The sequence below is a fragment of the Streptomyces sp. BK208 genome (assembly GCF_004364245.1).
Lineage (GTDB): Bacteria > Actinomycetota > Actinomycetes > Streptomycetales > Streptomycetaceae > Streptomyces.
Genome location: NZ_SOAV01000005.1, coordinates 206,023 through 220,710, shown reverse-complemented (window position 1 = coordinate 220,710; position 14,688 = coordinate 206,023). Strand labels below are relative to the sequence as shown.

15 protein-coding genes are annotated in these 14,688 nt (G+C 72.5%); 8 read left to right on the top strand and 7 right to left on the bottom strand.

Annotated features, from left to right (window positions below; all coding sequences use genetic code 11):
* Positions 1-2: 2 nt before the first annotated feature.
* Positions 3-1,046 (bottom strand): alpha/beta hydrolase, encoded by a 1,044-nt coding sequence (locus tag EV562_RS14640; RefSeq protein WP_133887235.1) that lies wholly within the window; start codon positions 1,044-1,046, stop codon positions 3-5.
* Between the two features lie 273 nt (positions 1,047-1,319).
* On the opposite strand from EV562_RS14640, the gene EV562_RS14635 reads away from it, so the two are divergent.
* The 4 genes from EV562_RS14635 (at position 1,320) to EV562_RS14620 (ending at position 3,304) form a co-directional block, all read left to right on the top strand.
* Positions 1,320-1,541 carry a hypothetical protein gene (locus EV562_RS14635; protein ID WP_133887234.1) on the top strand — a complete coding sequence of 74 codons (222 nt, stop codon included), beginning with the start codon at positions 1,320-1,322 and terminating at the stop codon, positions 1,539-1,541.
* A 234-nt stretch (positions 1,542-1,775) separates the two neighbouring features.
* Positions 1,776-2,417, top strand: coding sequence for a TetR/AcrR family transcriptional regulator (locus EV562_RS14630; RefSeq protein ID WP_133887233.1), 642 nt, complete (start codon positions 1,776-1,778; stop codon positions 2,415-2,417).
* Positions 2,418-2,544: 127 nt separating this feature from the next.
* Positions 2,545-2,772: a DUF3107 domain-containing protein gene (locus EV562_RS14625; RefSeq protein WP_115744078.1), complete on the top strand. Its 228-nt coding sequence runs from the start codon at positions 2,545-2,547 to the stop codon at positions 2,770-2,772.
* Between the two features lie 262 nt (positions 2,773-3,034).
* Entirely contained in the window at positions 3,035-3,304 is a 270-nt protein-coding gene (locus EV562_RS14620; RefSeq protein WP_133887232.1) for a hypothetical protein, read from the top strand.
* A 47-nt stretch (positions 3,305-3,351) separates the two neighbouring features.
* Here the strand turns inward: EV562_RS14620 and EV562_RS14615 are convergent, their stop codons facing one another.
* The gene (locus tag EV562_RS14615; RefSeq protein WP_133887231.1) at positions 3,352-4,134 is read right to left on the bottom strand and encodes a ferritin-like domain-containing protein; all 783 of its coding nucleotides are present in this window, start codon (positions 4,132-4,134) and stop codon (positions 3,352-3,354) included.
* Positions 4,135-4,625: 491 nt separating this feature from the next.
* Here EV562_RS14615 and EV562_RS14605 point away from each other — a divergent pair, with 491 nt between their 5' ends.
* Both EV562_RS14605 and EV562_RS14600 read left to right on the top strand, forming a co-directional pair.
* The gene (locus tag EV562_RS14605) at positions 4,626-7,238 is read left to right on the top strand and encodes a DEAD/DEAH box helicase (protein ID WP_133887467.1); all 2,613 of its coding nucleotides are present in this window, start codon (positions 4,626-4,628) and stop codon (positions 7,236-7,238) included.
* Positions 7,239-7,353: 115 nt separating this feature from the next.
* Entirely contained in the window at positions 7,354-8,274 is a 921-nt protein-coding gene (locus tag EV562_RS14600; RefSeq protein WP_133887230.1) for an alpha/beta hydrolase, read from the top strand.
* Here EV562_RS14600 and EV562_RS14595 read toward each other — a convergent pair.
* Positions 8,271-9,167: an NYN domain-containing protein gene (locus tag EV562_RS14595; protein ID WP_166661783.1), complete on the bottom strand. Its 897-nt coding sequence runs from the start codon at positions 9,165-9,167 to the stop codon at positions 8,271-8,273. The genes EV562_RS14600 and EV562_RS14595 overlap by 4 nt on opposite strands.
* A gap of 297 nt (positions 9,168-9,464) precedes the next feature.
* Between EV562_RS14595 and EV562_RS14590 the strand changes: the two genes are divergently transcribed.
* The gene (locus EV562_RS14590; protein ID WP_007444413.1) at positions 9,465-9,617 is read left to right on the top strand and encodes a hypothetical protein; all 153 of its coding nucleotides are present in this window, start codon (positions 9,465-9,467) and stop codon (positions 9,615-9,617) included.
* Positions 9,618-9,683: 66 nt separating this feature from the next.
* On the opposite strand, the gene EV562_RS14585 is transcribed toward EV562_RS14590, so the two are convergent.
* The 3 genes from EV562_RS14585 to EV562_RS14575 form a co-directional block, all read right to left on the bottom strand.
* Positions 9,684-10,289: a MarC family protein gene (locus tag EV562_RS14585; protein ID WP_030400714.1), complete on the bottom strand. Its 606-nt coding sequence runs from the start codon at positions 10,287-10,289 to the stop codon at positions 9,684-9,686.
* Between the two features lie 63 nt (positions 10,290-10,352).
* Positions 10,353-11,210 (bottom strand): PHP domain-containing protein, encoded by an 858-nt coding sequence (locus tag EV562_RS14580; protein WP_133887229.1) that lies wholly within the window; start codon positions 11,208-11,210, stop codon positions 10,353-10,355.
* Between the two features lie 218 nt (positions 11,211-11,428).
* The gene (locus EV562_RS14575; RefSeq protein WP_133887228.1) at positions 11,429-12,079 is read right to left on the bottom strand and encodes a DUF6758 family protein; all 651 of its coding nucleotides are present in this window, start codon (positions 12,077-12,079) and stop codon (positions 11,429-11,431) included.
* Between the two features lie 181 nt (positions 12,080-12,260).
* Here EV562_RS14575 and EV562_RS14570 point away from each other — a divergent pair, with 181 nt between their 5' ends.
* Positions 12,261-13,484 carry an MFS transporter gene (locus EV562_RS14570; RefSeq protein ID WP_133887227.1) on the top strand — a complete coding sequence of 408 codons (1,224 nt, stop codon included), beginning with the start codon at positions 12,261-12,263 and terminating at the stop codon, positions 13,482-13,484.
* A 93-nt stretch (positions 13,485-13,577) separates the two neighbouring features.
* Here EV562_RS14570 and EV562_RS14565 read toward each other — a convergent pair whose 3' ends face one another.
* Entirely contained in the window at positions 13,578-14,174 is a 597-nt protein-coding gene (locus tag EV562_RS14565; protein ID WP_133887226.1) for a suppressor of fused domain protein, read from the bottom strand.
* Positions 14,175-14,688 lie beyond the last annotated feature (514 nt).

Here is a 14,688-nt window from a genome sequence, read left to right as displayed (position 1 = left end):
CCTCAGCCTCCTGTCGTCTGGTTGGCGGGCTCGCTGTCGACGACCCCGTCGGCCCTCGCACCGGCCACCGGCTGCTTCCCGGTGTCCGCGGCGTCCGCGGTGTCAGCGAGGAGTTCGCGGAACGCCGTGGCTACGGTCTCCGGGTACTCCATCATCGCCACGTGTCCCGCGTCCGGCAGGGTCAGCAGCCGGGAGTCACGGAAGGCGCGGGCAGCCCGCTGGGCCATGCGGTAACCGACGAGTTGGTCCCGACCACCGTAGACCAGGAGCGTGGGTGCGAGAACCCGCGCGGCCTGTCGCCACAGTCCGTGCTGGCCGCCCACCGTGTACGCGTTGACGAGTCCACGGGTGGAACGCGCCATCGCGTCCCAGAAGTAGGGGAGCCGCAGCCGCCGCTCCATCTCCTCCACGGCGTTGCGGAAGCCTTCCTCGCTCACCCGGCCCGGGTCGCCGTGGCAGAGCGCCGTGACACCGCGGACCCGCTGCTCCGCGGTCCAGTCGCGGGTGAGGCGGCTGAACAGCGGCACCACACCCGGCAGCGCCAGCAGTCCCGTCGGCACGGCGCTGCGCTGCACGCGGATCTCCGGCAGCGCGGGCGAGACGAGGGTCAGCGTCCGCACCAGGTCGGGCCGCGCCGCGGCTACGCGGGTCACGACGGCACCGCCGAGCGAGTTCCCGAAGAGGTGCACGGGGCCGCGCCCGGCCGCGTCGAGGTGGCGGACGACCGCGCGCGCGTGGCCGGTGATCGAGTAGTCGCCGTCGTCCGGCGGCGGGGAGTCGCCGAAGCCGGGCAGGTCCAGGGCCTCGCTGTCGACGACACCGTCCAGCAGCGGCATGAGCGCCGACCAGTTCTGCGAGGAGCCGCCGAGACCGTGGACGTAGAGGGCGGGCGGCAGTCCTTCGCGGGCGGGCGGCCTCGACCGCACCGTCAGGGTGATGCCCGGGAGGTGGACCGTCCGGAGCCGCTCCCCGTCCGCGACCCTGACGGCCGCGACCTTCGGCAGCACGGTGGCGGGCGGCGCGGACGGCGGCTCGGTCGAAGGCATGCGGCAATATTACGAGATGATCACGCAGGGGTTCATGTGTTCGCAGTCACAGGCGGCGCGGTGGCGGCGCCCCGGCGGGGTACGGATGCCGTGGACGCCGGGGTCGTCCGGGACGGCCGCCGGAGCCGCCCACGGCGTGTCGCGGGAGCCGTCCGCGCAGGACCGGGGCGGGCGACGCATGGCGTCCGGAACGGGTGTCTCCTACGCTCGTGAAGTGGGCACCCGCGTGTGACCCCCTGCATCCCAGGGACGTTCGTAGGAAGGGAGCCCAGCATGACCGTCGATCCGACCGACCCCGAGACCTTCGCCGACGAGGTACGGGACGTGGAGGAACGCGATGTGGAGGCGCCGGACGCCGACACGGCCGAGCAGCGGGCGGACATCGCGCAGGAGCGCGACGAACCGCTGACGGACGTGGAGCCGGACCGCGCCAACGAGGCCGACCTGGCCGAACAGGCCCGGGTCGTCTCGCACGACGAGGACGACTACCGCTGAGACGAGGACTGCCGGGACGAGCACCGGTCACGACGCCACCGGGCGACGGAGACGCCGTTCCGAGCGGGAGGGAGGTCGATCTTTGCCCGGCCTGAGCCCTTTTGAAACCTCTTGTGCGGCTATCGACGCCGTCCGGTCCGTGAAATTCTGCGCTCGCAGCACCCACACCACGGTTACCGAAAAGTACGATGTCGACGCGGCGCACACCGCACGAGGACGACTATGGGAGGCGGCGTGACAGCCATCGAGCAGACAGAGGCGGTACGCCCGCGGGGCACACGCCTTCCCCGCCGAGCCCGACGCAACCAACTGCTGGGCGCCGCACAGGAAGTGTTCGTGGCCCAGGGGTACCACGCGGCCGCGATGGACGACATCGCCGAGCGCGCCGGCGTCAGCAAGCCGGTGCTCTACCAGCACTTCCCCGGCAAGCTCGACCTCTACCTCGCGCTGCTGGACCAGCACTGCGAGGCACTGATCCAGTCCGTGCGCAGCGCGCTCGCGTCGACCTCCGACAACAAGCAGCGCGTGCGGGCCACCATGGACGCGTACTTCGCCTACGTCGAGGACGACGGCGGCGCCTTCCGCCTGGTCTTCGAGTCGGACCTGACCAACGAGCCCGCCGTGCGCGAGCGCGTGGACAAGGTCACGAACGAGTGCGCGGAGGCGATCTGCGACGTCATCGCCGAGGACACCGGCCTCTCCCGTGCGGAGTCGATGCTGCTGGCCTCCGGCCTGGGCGGCCTCGCACAGGTGGTGGCGCGTTCCTGGCTGCACAGCGACCGCAGCGTCCCGCGCGACCAGGCGGTACAGCTGCTGACGTCGCTGGCCTGGCGGGGCATCGCCGGCTTCCCGCTGCACGGCACCGACTCCCACTGAGCCTGTTCCCGTCGACTGTTCGCTCCTGGCGTTCTCCGACGCAGCGTGTACGTCCCCTCACCGGGCTAATGTGTGCTGGTACGGCGCGGAAGGTCGCGCATTTACTGACCGTCGGAGGGACATAGCCGTGGAGGTCAAGATCGGCGTGCAGCACGCGCCCCGCGAGATCGTTCTGGAGAGCGGTCAGAGCGCCGAGGAGGTCGAGCGCGTGGTGGGTGAGGCACTGGCGGGCAAGTCGCAGCTGCTGAGCCTCGTGGACGAACACGGCCGCAAGGTCCTGGTGCCGGCCGACCGTCTCGCCTACATCGAGATCGGCGAGCCGGCTCCGCGCAAGGTGGGCTTCGGCGCGCTGTAGCCGGCGGACGCGGGCGACGGACGAGCAGCACGAGTGACGGGCGGGGCCCGGCGGAGGATCTCCGCCGGGCCCCGCCCCGTTTCCGTCGCCGGTTTCCGCCGCGCCGTACCCGTGATCGTGTTCCCGTAACCCCGTTCCCTTCGCCTCGCCGTTCACGGGCGGAGCACAGTTCACCCACAGGGGGAGGGTTGTATTCCGCAGGTCAGGGGTATGTCGGCTGTGACCGTTTGGGGCAGGCCGGCCACGTGGGAGGGACCCAGACATGCTCTTGGAAGCGCTCAGCGCCGCAATCCTCGGCCTCGCCCTGGCATGGGCCGCCGCGCACCGTCTGCCCCACCGCCTGCCCGCCCCCCTCCTGGTCCTGCCGACCGGGATCGCCGGGGCCCTGTTCGGGGCGTTCGTCACGCACACCGCGCTGGGCGCCGGAGGGTTCACGCTGGTGCTCCTGGGCGCGGCGACGCTCTCCGCGGCCTCGCTGTCGCTGCTGCTGCGCCCCGCGGGACGGCTGCGCCGCAGCTCGGTGACCGCCTGAGGGCAGCCGCCGTACCCGCGCCGGCGCCCGCACCCGTGTCGGGCGGGTCAGGCGGCCAGGCCCAGCGCCGCCATCCGCTTCGTGTGCGCCTCGGTGATCCGGGAGAACATCTTGCCGACCTCTGCCAGGTCGAAGCCGTCCGCGACCCCGCCCACCAGCATCGTCGACAGCGCGTCCCGGTCGGCCACCACCCGCTGGGACTGCGAGAGGGCCTCCCCCATCAGCCGCCGCGCCCACAGCGCGAGCCGCCCGCCCACGCGCGGGTCGGCGTCGATCGCCGCGCGCACCTTCTCCACGGCGAATCCGGCGTGTCCGGTGTCGTCGAGCACGGCGAGGACCAGCTCGCGGGTGTCCGTGTCGAGGCGGGCGGCGACCTCGCGGTAGAAGTCGCTGGCGATGGAGTCACCGACGTAGGCCTTCACGAGGCCCTCCAGCCAGTCCGACGGGTCGGTCTGCTTGTGGAAGCCGTCGTAGGCGGCCACGAACGGCTCCATGGCCCCCGTGGGCTCCTCGCCGATCTCGGCCAGCCGGTCGCGCAGCCGCTCGAAGTGGTGGAACTCCGCCGACGCCATCTTCGCCAGCTCCGCCTTGTCCGCCAGCGTGGGCGCCAGCTTGGCGTCCTCGGCGAGCCGCTCGAACGCCGCCAGCTCGCCGTACGCGAGCGCGCCGAGCAGGTCCACGACCGCGGCGCGGTACTGCGGGTCGGCCGCGGCCGACGCCCAGTCGCGGGCGGCGACCGGGGTGACCCCGGCGGTACCGGCGGTACCGGCCGTTCCGGCGGTCTCGGCGGGTGCGTCTGCGGCGGTGCCAGGCTTGTCAGAGCTCGTCATGCAGCGCACAATAGCGGCCCCTTCGGGGGTGGTAAGGCCCTGGTCAGTCAGTGTGACGACGACTACGTGACCAAATCGGCCATCGCGTGTGCGCGAATCCGGGGTATGGTGGTAATGCGCCTGCCGAGTATGTGACGTACGGGTACGTGACATCGTCGTCGGGCCGCACGCATGAGGATGCCCGGTCGGTGGCCCGATCGGCTCCGACCCGACAGCCCTCCCGCCGTACGCCACGCTGCGTACGGAGACCGGAGGGGGACCCTCAGTGGTACGAGCGCTGGAGCGTCGACAGAGGTCCCGTGTCCTACGGCTCATCCGTAAGGCAGCCGACGTCCCCGACACAGTCCGGCACGACCCGCGCGCTCGCCTCGCACCACGTACACAGAAGAGGCAGCACCCTGACTACGACGTTCCGATCCCTCGGGATCCTCCCCGAGACCGCCGAAGCCCTCGAAGCCGTCGGCATCATCACCCCCTTCCCGATCCAGGAGCTGACGCTCCCCGTCGCCCTGTCGGGCACGGACGTGATCGGCCAGGCCAAGACCGGCACCGGCAAGACGCTGGGCTTCGGCCTCCCGCTCCTCGAGCGCGTCACCGTCCCCGCCGACGTCGAGGCGGGCCGCGCGGCGCCCGAGTCCCTGACGGACGCCCCGCAGGCCCTCGTCGTCGTCCCGACGCGCGAGCTGTGCCAGCAGGTCACCAACGACCTGCTGACCGCGGGCAAGGTCCGCAACGTGCGCGTTCTCGCGATCTACGGCGGCCGGGCGTACGAGCCGCAGGTGGAGGCCCTGAAGAAGGGCGTCGACGTGATCGTCGGCACCCCGGGCCGTCTGCTGGACCTCGCGGGCCAGAAGAAGCTGAGCCTGAAGCACATCAAGAGCCTGGTCCTCGACGAGGCCGACGAGATGCTCGACCTGGGCTTCCTGCCCGACGTCGAGAAGATCATCAATATGCTGCCGCCCCGGCGCCAGACCATGCTGTTCTCGGCGACCATGCCGGGCGCGGTCATCGGACTCGCCCGCCGTTACATGTCGCAGCCCACGCACATCCGCGCCACCTCGCCGGACGACGCGGGTGCGACGGTCGCGAACACCAAGCAGTTCGTCTACCGCGCCCACAACATGGACAAGCCCGAGATGGTGGCCCGCATACTGCAGGCCGACGGCCGCGGTCTGGCCATGGTCTTCTGCCGCACCAAGCGCACCGCGGCCGACCTGGCGGACCAGCTCAAGCAGCGCGGCTTCGCCTCCGGCGCGGTCCACGGCGACCTCGGCCAGGGCGCCCGCGAGCAGGCCCTGCGCGCCTTCCGCAACGGCAAGGTGGACGTGCTCGTCTGCACCGACGTCGCCGCCCGCGGCATCGACGTCGAGGGCGTGACGCACGTCATCAACTACCAGTCGCCGGAAGAGGAGAAGACGTACCTGCACCGCATCGGCCGCACCGGCCGCGCGGGCGCGAAGGGTACGGCGATCACGCTGGTCGACTGGGACGACATCCCGCGCTGGCAGCTGATCAACAAGGCGCTCGAGCTGGGCTTCAACGACCCGGCGGAGACCTACTCCACCTCCCCGCACTTCTACACCGACCTCGGCATCCCCGAGGGCACCAAGGGCGTCCTGCCGCGCTCGGAGCGCACCCGCGCCGGGCTCGACGCGGAGGAGCTCGAGGACCTGGGCGAGCCGGGCGGCCGGGGTGGCCGCGGGCGCGGCGACCGCGGTGACCGAGGCGGCCGGGGTGGCCAGGGCCGCGAGGACTCGCGTGCCGGTGACCGCGACCGTTCGTCCCGTACGACGCCGCGCCGCCGCCGTCGGATGCGCGGCGGTGCTCCGGTGGACGCGGAGGCCGTCGCGAGCCCCGCGGCTCAGACCGTGACCGGCGGTGCGGACAGCGCCGCCGACGCGGGCACCGACGCCGCCCAGGGCCCCCGCACCCTGCGCCGCCGGCGCCGTACGCGGGGCGGCGAGGCTGCACGTCACCCGGAGACGGCCACGACGTCCCCCGCCGCCGAGGACACCGCTCCGGCGCCTTCCGAGGCCGCGGTCACCGAGGTCGCGGAGGCCGCCGAGGTCGTGGAGACCCCGGCGAAGCCGCGCCGCCGCCGCACCCGCAAGTCGGCCGAGACGCAGGCCGCCCCGCTGGACACCGCTCCGGTGGCCGCCGAGGCCCCGGTCGTGGAAGCCCCGGCAGTCGTCGAGGCCCCGGTGGCAACCGAGGTCCCGGCCGCCGAGAGGCCGCGCCGCCGCACCCGCAAGGCCACGGCCGCCGAGACGGTGGTCGACACCGCCGAGGGCGCGACCGGGACCGTGTCGGAGCCGGCCGAGCCGGCCGAGAGCAAGCCGCGTCGGCGTACCCGCAAGGCGGCCACCGCCGAGCCCGAGGCCGCTCCGGCTCCGGAGGCGGCCGAGGCCAAGCCGCGCCGCACCCGCAAGACCGCCGCCGCCAAGGCGGAGGCCGCAGCGGAAGCCGCCGCCGACACCGCGGAGGGCACCGAGGCCAAGCCGAAGACCCGCCGCACCCGCAAGACCGCCCAGTCGGCCGAGACGACCGGGGCCACCGAGGCCACGGCCGACATCCCGGCGCAGACGGCGGCTCCGGAGGCGGCCGAGGCCAAGCCGCGCCGCACCCGCAAGACCGCCGCCGCCAAGGCCGGGGCCGCAGCGGAAGCCGCCGCCGACACCGCGGAGGGCACCGAGGCCAAGCCGAAGACCCGCCGCACCCGCAAGACCGCGGAACCGGCCGTCCAGGCACCCGAAGCGGAAGCCCCGGTCGAGGCCAAGCCCCGCCGCACCCGCAAGACGGCGGCCGCCAAGGCGGTAGCCGTCACGGAAACGGCCGCTGAGGCCGCCGCCGACACCGCCGAGGGCACGGAGGCCAAGCCCAAGGCCCGCCGCACCCGCAAGACGGCCGCCGCCAAGGCGGAGCCCGCCGCCGGGATTCCGGCTCAGACCTCGCAGGAGCCGGAGGCCGCACCGCGGCGCCGGACCCGCAAGGTCGCGGCTGCCGCGGAGGCGCCCGCCGAGACCGCCGACCCGGCGGAGGCGAAGCCGAAGGCCCGCCGCACCCGGAAGACGGCCACGGCCACCGCGGAGGCCGGCGAGAGCTGACCCGCGCCGCTCGACCCCGACCGCCGGCCCGGTCCCGCCCTCCACGCGGGACCGGGCCGGCGGCGTTGCCGTACCCGCGCCCCCGCACGGGGCCTCCGCCCGATAGCCTCTGCCCGTGAGCAGGAACGCCGCCTTCAGCCCGCCCTCGGACGCCCGCGCGTACCGGCTGCGCACCGCGCGCGGGGAGTTCGCAGTCGTCGACTCACCCGTGGCCGACGGTGTCGCGCCGAGGGGCGTGGTGCTGATGCTGCCCGGGTTCACGGGGAGCAAGGAGGACTTCACCCTGCTGCACCGGCCCCTCGGGGAGCGCGGCTACCGCACCGTCGCCGTGGACGGGCGGGGGCAGTACGAGTCGGCCGGGCCCGAGCACGACGAAGGGCCGTACGCCCAAACCGAGTTGGCCCGGGACGTGCTGGCGCAGGTCGCCGCCCTCGGGACGCGCGTCCACCTGCTCGGGCACTCCCTGGGCGGCCAGATCGCACGGGCCGCCGTCCTGCTCGACCACGCCCCGTTCCGGTCGCTCACGCTGATGTCCTCGGGCCCGGCGCGGATCTCCGAGTCGCAGCGGCAGCGGGTGAAGCTGCTGCGGGACGCGCTCGACACGATGACGATGGCTCAGGTCTGGAAGGTGATGCAGGCCATGGGCCCGCCGGAGGAGGCCGGTGCGCCGGCCCCCGCCCACGGCCCGGAGGAGCCGGCCCGGCTGCGCGACCGCTGGCTGGGCACCAGGCCGGCCCAACTGCTCGCCACTGGACGCCAGCTGTGCACCGAGCCGGACCGCGTCGCCGAGCTGGCCGCCGTGCCGCTGCCGTACCACGTGCTGTCGGGCGCCTACGACGACACCTGGCCCGTGCCCCTGCTGGACGAGATGGCCCTGCGGCTGGACGCGCGCCGGACCGTCGTCGCGGGCGCCGAGCACTCCCCCAACGCCGACCGGCCGCTGCCGACCGCCCGGGCCCTCGCCGACTTCTGGGACGACCTGGATCCGGCCCAGCCGCCACCGCCGCTGCCGGACGACCCGCCGGGCCGGTCCTAGTACTGCGCCCGCAGGTGCTCCCAGAAGCCGTCGCGCAGCGCCCGCCGCAGGTCGGCCTGGCCGCGCAGCGAGTACTGGAGCAGCCCCTCGGCCTCCACGAGCAGGTCCTGGTCCACGGAGCCGGGGAGGTAGGGGTGGCCGGGGAGCAGCTCCATCAGGGATTCGCGTCCCCGCGCCGACAGCCACTTCGCGGCGATCTGCGCGCCCACGAAGCGGACGTCCTCACGGAGGGGACGCAGGCCGCCGCCCGCCTCGACGGTGGGGACCGTGCGCCGGGAGACGTACGGCTTGAAGAAGTCCAGGTCCAGGGTGCGCTGGCTGTCGACCTCCCAGAGCAGCGCCTCGGCCTGGTTGCGGCCCTCGGGGGCCTCGATGCCCCACAGGTGGACGCGGGCGCCGTACCCCTGGGCCGCCTCGACCGCGGACACCAGGTCCTCGTCGCCGCCGAGCAGGGCGGCGTCGCTGATGGCGCGGTGGCGGGCGAGGGACTCCAGGTCGGAGCGGATGAGGGAGTCGACGCCCTTCTGCTGGTTGTTCGCGTTGAGGTTGCCCAGGCGCACCTTGACGTCCGGCAGCTCGGCGATGGACTGCTGCTCGGCGGTGTGGATGCGGCGACGGGCGCCGTCGTACCAGTAGACGCGCAGCAGGCGGCTGTCCGCGAAGATGGTGCGGGCCCTGTCGATGAGCGCCTCGATCAGTCCCTCGGCGTCCAGGTCGAAGGCCCGGCGGTCCTCGGTCCCGGCCACCAGTCGCCCCGCCGCCGCGTACAGGTAGCCGGCGTCGACGAAGATCGCGTGGGTCGAGGGTGTCTTCGCCACCTCGGCGAGCATGCGCTGGAGCAGCTCGTTCGTGCGATCGATACGAGCGTTCAGGGGCGCGAGGTCGTCGTTCATCGCGCCCATTGTCCCGGCGGTCACGCTACGAACACAACTGGTCCCCGTCAGTCTTGTCCGGACGGCCCCGTCCCGCCCCCGCCCCTCGCGCCCGGCCTCGCCCCGCCCCGCCCCGGATCCCCGTGACCCGTAACAAGCGGCTTACTTGTCAGTAATTAGTCGTGCGAAAAATTTCCTTAGCGTAGGGAATGTTTGCACAGGGCATCCCGTTGACCACTACGGAAGCCCGGGCACCGACGACCCAGGAGCCACACCAGTAGTTCTCCGCAGGAGGATGACCAGATCAAGGGAGAGGCCATGCGCTTTGAAGTCATGCGACTCGACGACGTCGACGGGACCCCCGTGGACACGACTGTCGTGGACGCCGCCTCCGTGAACCGTATCGTTCAGCAGGCCGCTGCCATCGGGCAGCGCCTGTGGATCCGCCCCGCCGACACCTCGGCCTTGTAACGCGGACCCTTCACACACGCCGGGGCCCCCGCACGGAACGAACCGTGCGGGGGCCCCGCCGCTGTGTCACGCGCCCTGGACGACCTGGGTGACGCCGTTGATGATCTGCTGCACCGCGATCGCGGAGAGCATCATGCCGGCGAGACGGGTCACCAGGACCACGCCGCCGTCCTTGATGACCCGGATGATCAGCAGCGAGTAGCGCATGACCAGCCACAGCACCACGTGGATGGCGAGGATCGCGGCCCACACCGAGACCTGCGTGGTGACGCTGTCCGCCTTCTGCACGGCCAGGATGACCGACACGATCGCCCCGGGCCCGGCGAGCAGCGGCATGCCCAGGGGTACGAGGGCGACGTTGACGTCCTTGGTCTGCTTGGGCTCGTCCGTCTTGCCGGTCAGCAGGTCGAGGGCGATCAGCAGGAGCAACAGCCCGCCCGCGATCATCAGGGCGGGCACGGAGACGTGCAGGTAGTCCAGGATCTGGTGCCCGAGCAGACCGAACACCGTGATCACGCCGCCGGCGACGCAGACGGCCTGGAAGGCCATCCGCCGCTGCACCTTGGCGGGGCGGCCGGCGGTCAGCGCGAGGAAGATCGGGGTGATCCCGGGGGGATCCATGATGACGAAAAGGGTCAGGAAGAGGGAGCCGAAGACGGCAACGTCGAACATGGGTGAGCCACTGGCCTTGCGGAAGAGGGAAAGGAGGGAGGGAGGTCGCGTGGGAGGTGGGACTCAGGCCCCGCCGGCTCCCGGCACGGGGAACGCCCCGAACGCACGTCGCGTGATCTCCCCGTACACCTCGGGGTCGGTCGTGTACTCGCCGAGCACACAGGTCTTCCGGCTGCCGTGGTAGTCGCTCGACCCGGTGACCAGGAGTCCCAGCTCCTTCGCCGTCCCGCGCAGCCGGGCCCGCGTCTGCTCGTCGTGGTCCATGTGGTCGACCTCGATGCCGTCCAGGCCCGCGGCCGCCAGGTCGGCGATCGCGGTCTCGGGCACCGTACGGCCCCGCTTGGCGGCGGCCGGGTGGGCGAACACGGCGACGCCGCCCGCGCCCTTGATCAGCCGGAGCGCCTCGAAGGGGTCGGTCTCGTGCTTCGCCACGTGGGCACGGCCGCCGTCGGCCAGCCAATGGGAGGAGAAGGCGTCGTTCACGGTCGGCACGACGCCCAGTTCCACGAGTGCCGAGGCCACGTGCGGACGGCCGACCGAGCCCTCACCGGCGATCCTGGCGACCTGCTCCCAGGTGACGGGCACCCCCAGCTCGTTGAGCCTGGCGACCATGGCGCGGGCCCGCGGCACGCGGTCGTCCCGGACCAGCTCCCGCTCGGCGAGCAGGGCGGGCTCCTCGGGATCGAAGAGGTAGGCCAGCATGTGCATGCTGATGCCGTCGAGGCGGCAGGAGAGCTCGGCGCCGGTGACGAGGGTGAGACCCTCGGGCAGCGCGGCGACGGCCTCGGCGTGGCCGCGGGTGGTGTCGTGGTCGGTCAGCGCGACGACGTCGAGTCCGGTCGCGGCGGCCTTGCGCACGAGCTGGGCCGGGGTGTCCGTGCCGTCGGACGCGGTGGAGTGGGTGTGCAGATCGATGCGCACGACGCTGACTCCAGGCGGTGACGGGACGGACGGGGACGCTCAAGGATAACCGGAACTCGACCCGCCGCCGTCACACCCGCAACGCCCCTGCGCCCCCTACCCTGCCACCCCTGCGCACCCCGGACGCCCGCCCGCCGTCGCCTCGAGCACGGACGCCCGCACCGGCACCTCCGCGAGCCCGTACGCCCGCACCGCGCCGGCACCCGCACCCCGCGCGATCACCGCGCCGTCGGCTCGATCAGCCGCGGCGACAGGGCACCGCAGGGCACCAGGTCGACCTCGGCGCCCGCGTCCCGCAGGTCGGTCAGCACCAGTTCCTCGTACATCAGCAGCCCCGACCGCTCGGGCCACACGACCGCCCACAGCCACATCCCCAGGGCCTCCCCGGCGAAGACGGCGCGGTCGGCGGGCCCGCCGGAGACGTGCCAGAGGGGGGTGGGACGGCCCGTCGCCAGAACCTTGGCCTGGGGCGGCTTCTCGACGTCCATGTACGGCCCGGGGTCCGGGGCGTCGAGGCCCGCGTACCGCGCGCCGAGGCCGACGCCCAGCTCTTCGGCGATCAGGATCAGCTCACCTATGCCGCCGAGCGGACCGGGTCCGGAGCAGGCGACGGCGGTGGCCCTGCCCCCGCTGCGGTCGTCGCCCGCACAGGTGACGCCGGTGAACAGCCAGCCCACCGGCAGCGGCCAGGGCATCCAGACCGGCACCCGGGTGCGGTGCACCACGACGCCGAGCGCCTCGACGCTGGGCGGAAGCACGGGCTGCAGCGGGTGCACGGTGCCGTGCAGGTCGCACTGCCAGGAATCGGCGAAGAGGCCGGGAGCCCTGACCCGGCCACCACACTTCGGGCAACTGGGTTCGCCCCTCATAGAGCCCCACGGTCCTACCCTCACTCCCCCACGTCAAGGACGATCACCCATCCGGTGGCGGGTGCGCCGACCGGGCCGGACTCCCACGAGTTAGATGTAACTTGCATTAATTAGCACAGCTAACTTACTATGTGTAAACACCAACCATCTGGCACCGTCTCGTCGATATTGGAGAGCAAGCATGGACACCTTCGACGCGGGTGCGGGCGGGATCCTGCGGCAGCCCAAGGCCGTGTGGGCGACCGCGGGCGCGTCCGTCGTGGCCTTCATGGGCATCGGGCTCGTCGACCCGATCCTGCCGTCCATCGCCAAGGGCCTGGACGCGAGTGCCGGCCAGGTCTCCCTCCTGTTCACCTCGTACTTCCTCATCACCGCCCTGGCGATGCTGGTCACCGGCTTCGTCTCCAGCCGCATCGGCGGCCGCAAGACGCTGCTGCTGGGCCTCGCCTTCGTGGTGGTCTTCGCGGGCCTCGCCGGCACCTCCGACACCGTCGGCCAGCTCGTCGGCTACCGGGCCGGCTGGGGCCTCGGCAACGCGCTGTTCGTCTCGACGGCCCTCGCGGTGATCGTCGGCGCGGCGGCCGGCGGCAGCGCCGCGGCGATCCTGCTCTACGAGTCGGCCCTCGGCCTCGGTATGGCCTGCGGCCCGCTGCTGGGCGCACTGCTCGGCGACGCCAGCTGGCGCTACCCGTTCTTCGGCACGGCCTTCCTGATGGCGATCGGCTTCCTGTGCATCTCGGTGTTCCTGAAGGAACAGCCCAAGCCGGCCCGCAAGACCTCGCTGCTCGACCCGATCAGGGCGCTGGGTCACGGCGGCCTCGCCTCCGCCGCGGTCTCGGCGTTCTTCTACAACTACACGTTCTTCACCGTGCTGGCCTTCACCCCCTTCGTGCTGAACATGACGCCGTACAAGTCCGGCGCCGTGTTCTTCGCCTGGGGTGTGCTGCTCGCCGTCTTCTCGGTGCTGGTGGCACCGCGCATGCAGAAGCGCTTCGGTTCGCTGAAGGTGCTCGGCGGCTCGCTGGTGCTGCTCGCAGCCGACGTCCTGGTCCTCGGCTACGGCAACCACACCGCCGCGATCGTCTGCACGATCCTGTCCGGCGCGTTCATCGGCGTGAACAACACCGTCTACACCGAGCTGGCCCTCGGAGTCTCGGACGCTCCGCGTCCGGTGGCGAGCGCGGGCTACAACTTCGTGCGCTGGTTCGCCGCGGCGGCCGCGCCGTACTTCGCGCCGAAGATCGAGGAGTGGACCGACGTCCACATCCCGTTCGTGGTGGCGGCGGTGACCGCCGTGCTCGGCGCGGTCGTGGTGGGCGTACGGCGCCGCGCGCTCACCCACGAGGCCGAGGAGCTGGAGCCGAAGCACGCGGCCGAGGACTCGGTGGCGGTCTTCGCCGACTGACGGTGCCGCGGGCCGACCGGCCGGCCGACCGACGGGACGCTCCGGTGAGTTGCGTCACCCCGGCACGCCGGTTGCGTGGGCCGGTCGCCCGCCTCAGTCCAGGGGAACGGACCTGCGCGACGGATCGCGCAGGTCCGTTCCGTGGTTCAGCCAGCGCTCCTGGAGGGCCGGTGCGCCGTGCACGCGCTTCCAGGCGGCCTCGTTCGGCGTCATCGGCAGCAGCGGCAGGAACCGCACCGCCTCCAAGGGGGCGTCCAGCTCCAGGTCCTCGACCAGGCCGCCCGGCTCGGCCACCAGGACCGAGGTGAAGGGGGCTCCGGGCCACAGCGGCTCACCGACGTCCAGCGAGGCGCCGGGGGCCACGATCACGCCCTCCACCTGCGGGGAAGCGGCGAGTACGGCGAGCGGGCGCAGCACCTTGTCGGTGTCGGCCACCCCGGCCCTCACGGAGAGCACCAGCTCGGCGCGGGGCCCCTTGACCGGGTCGGCGAGGGCGGCGGTGGGGTCCGCCATCGGCTGGGCCGACATGCCGAGGGTGGCGTAGCGGACGACGTCGCCCTCCTGGCCGGCGGCGGGGAAACGCAGCACCTCGATGCGGTCGGTGCCGAGGAAGGTGACCGCCGCGCGCGCGTCCGGCTCGCCCAGCGCGCTGTGCAGCCGGGCCTCGACCAGAGGAAGAACATCAGCCATGCGGCGAGCATAGAACTCGTCGTGAAGAGGCAAAGCGGCGCCTTGACACGTCGGTGGCTGATACTCTGGCCCAGCGGTTCGGGGCAGCACGCAGAGCGTCGCGATCGAGTCCCCGACGCTGTGGAATCTCCCCTACGGGGAACCCCTCCAAACAAGGGGAATGGATCGTCCCTCACGAGGGACCGGCCGGAGGAGGTGGGGCTGGCATGGACCGAAGTCGACCGTGCAGTACCACCCGCTCTTCCGGCCGCTGACCGAGCCGTTCCGGTTCTTCCCGCTGCCGCTTTCCGTTCGCGCGCCTTCACACGGAAGAGCACTTCGTCCCGTTTTGCCTGATCTTTTGTCTGATCCGATCCGTCGACGCGGTCACCGCCGATCCCGTCGACCGCGTCGATCCGTGTCAGCAGCTGAATCAGCAGCGAAGTCGGCCACCGCGACGGTGCGGTGCCCCCCGCTTTGTGGACGCGCCGAGCACGCGTAGCCAGGACGTCCCCATTCCGGGCGGTTCCACCCG

What these genes read in the sequence shown, in the direction of transcription:
- EV562_RS14590 (WP_007444413.1), top strand. Translation starts at nt 9,465, where the DNA reads ATGCGCTTTGAAGTCATGCGACTCGACGACGTCGACGGGACCCCCGTG.
- EV562_RS14585 (WP_030400714.1), bottom strand. Translation starts at nt 10,289, where the DNA reads ATGTTCGACGTTGCCGTCTTCGGCTCCCTCTTCCTGACCCTTTTCGTC.
- EV562_RS14620 (WP_133887232.1), top strand. Translation starts at nt 3,035, where the DNA reads ATGCTCTTGGAAGCGCTCAGCGCCGCAATCCTCGGCCTCGCCCTGGCA.
- EV562_RS14595 (WP_166661783.1), bottom strand. Translation starts at nt 9,167, where the DNA reads ATGAACGACGACCTCGCGCCCCTGAACGCTCGTATCGATCGCACGAAC.
- EV562_RS14615 (WP_133887231.1), bottom strand. Translation starts at nt 4,134, where the DNA reads ATGACGAGCTCTGACAAGCCTGGCACCGCCGCAGACGCACCCGCCGAG.
- EV562_RS14635 (WP_133887234.1), top strand. Translation starts at nt 1,320, where the DNA reads ATGACCGTCGATCCGACCGACCCCGAGACCTTCGCCGACGAGGTACGG.
- EV562_RS14565 (WP_133887226.1), bottom strand. Translation starts at nt 14,174, where the DNA reads ATGGCTGATGTTCTTCCTCTGGTCGAGGCCCGGCTGCACAGCGCGCTG.
- EV562_RS14640 (WP_133887235.1), bottom strand. Translation starts at nt 1,046, where the DNA reads ATGCCTTCGACCGAGCCGCCGTCCGCGCCGCCCGCCACCGTGCTGCCG.
- EV562_RS14575 (WP_133887228.1), bottom strand. Translation starts at nt 12,079, where the DNA reads ATGAGGGGCGAACCCAGTTGCCCGAAGTGTGGTGGCCGGGTCAGGGCT.
- EV562_RS14570 (WP_133887227.1), top strand. Translation starts at nt 12,261, where the DNA reads ATGGACACCTTCGACGCGGGTGCGGGCGGGATCCTGCGGCAGCCCAAG.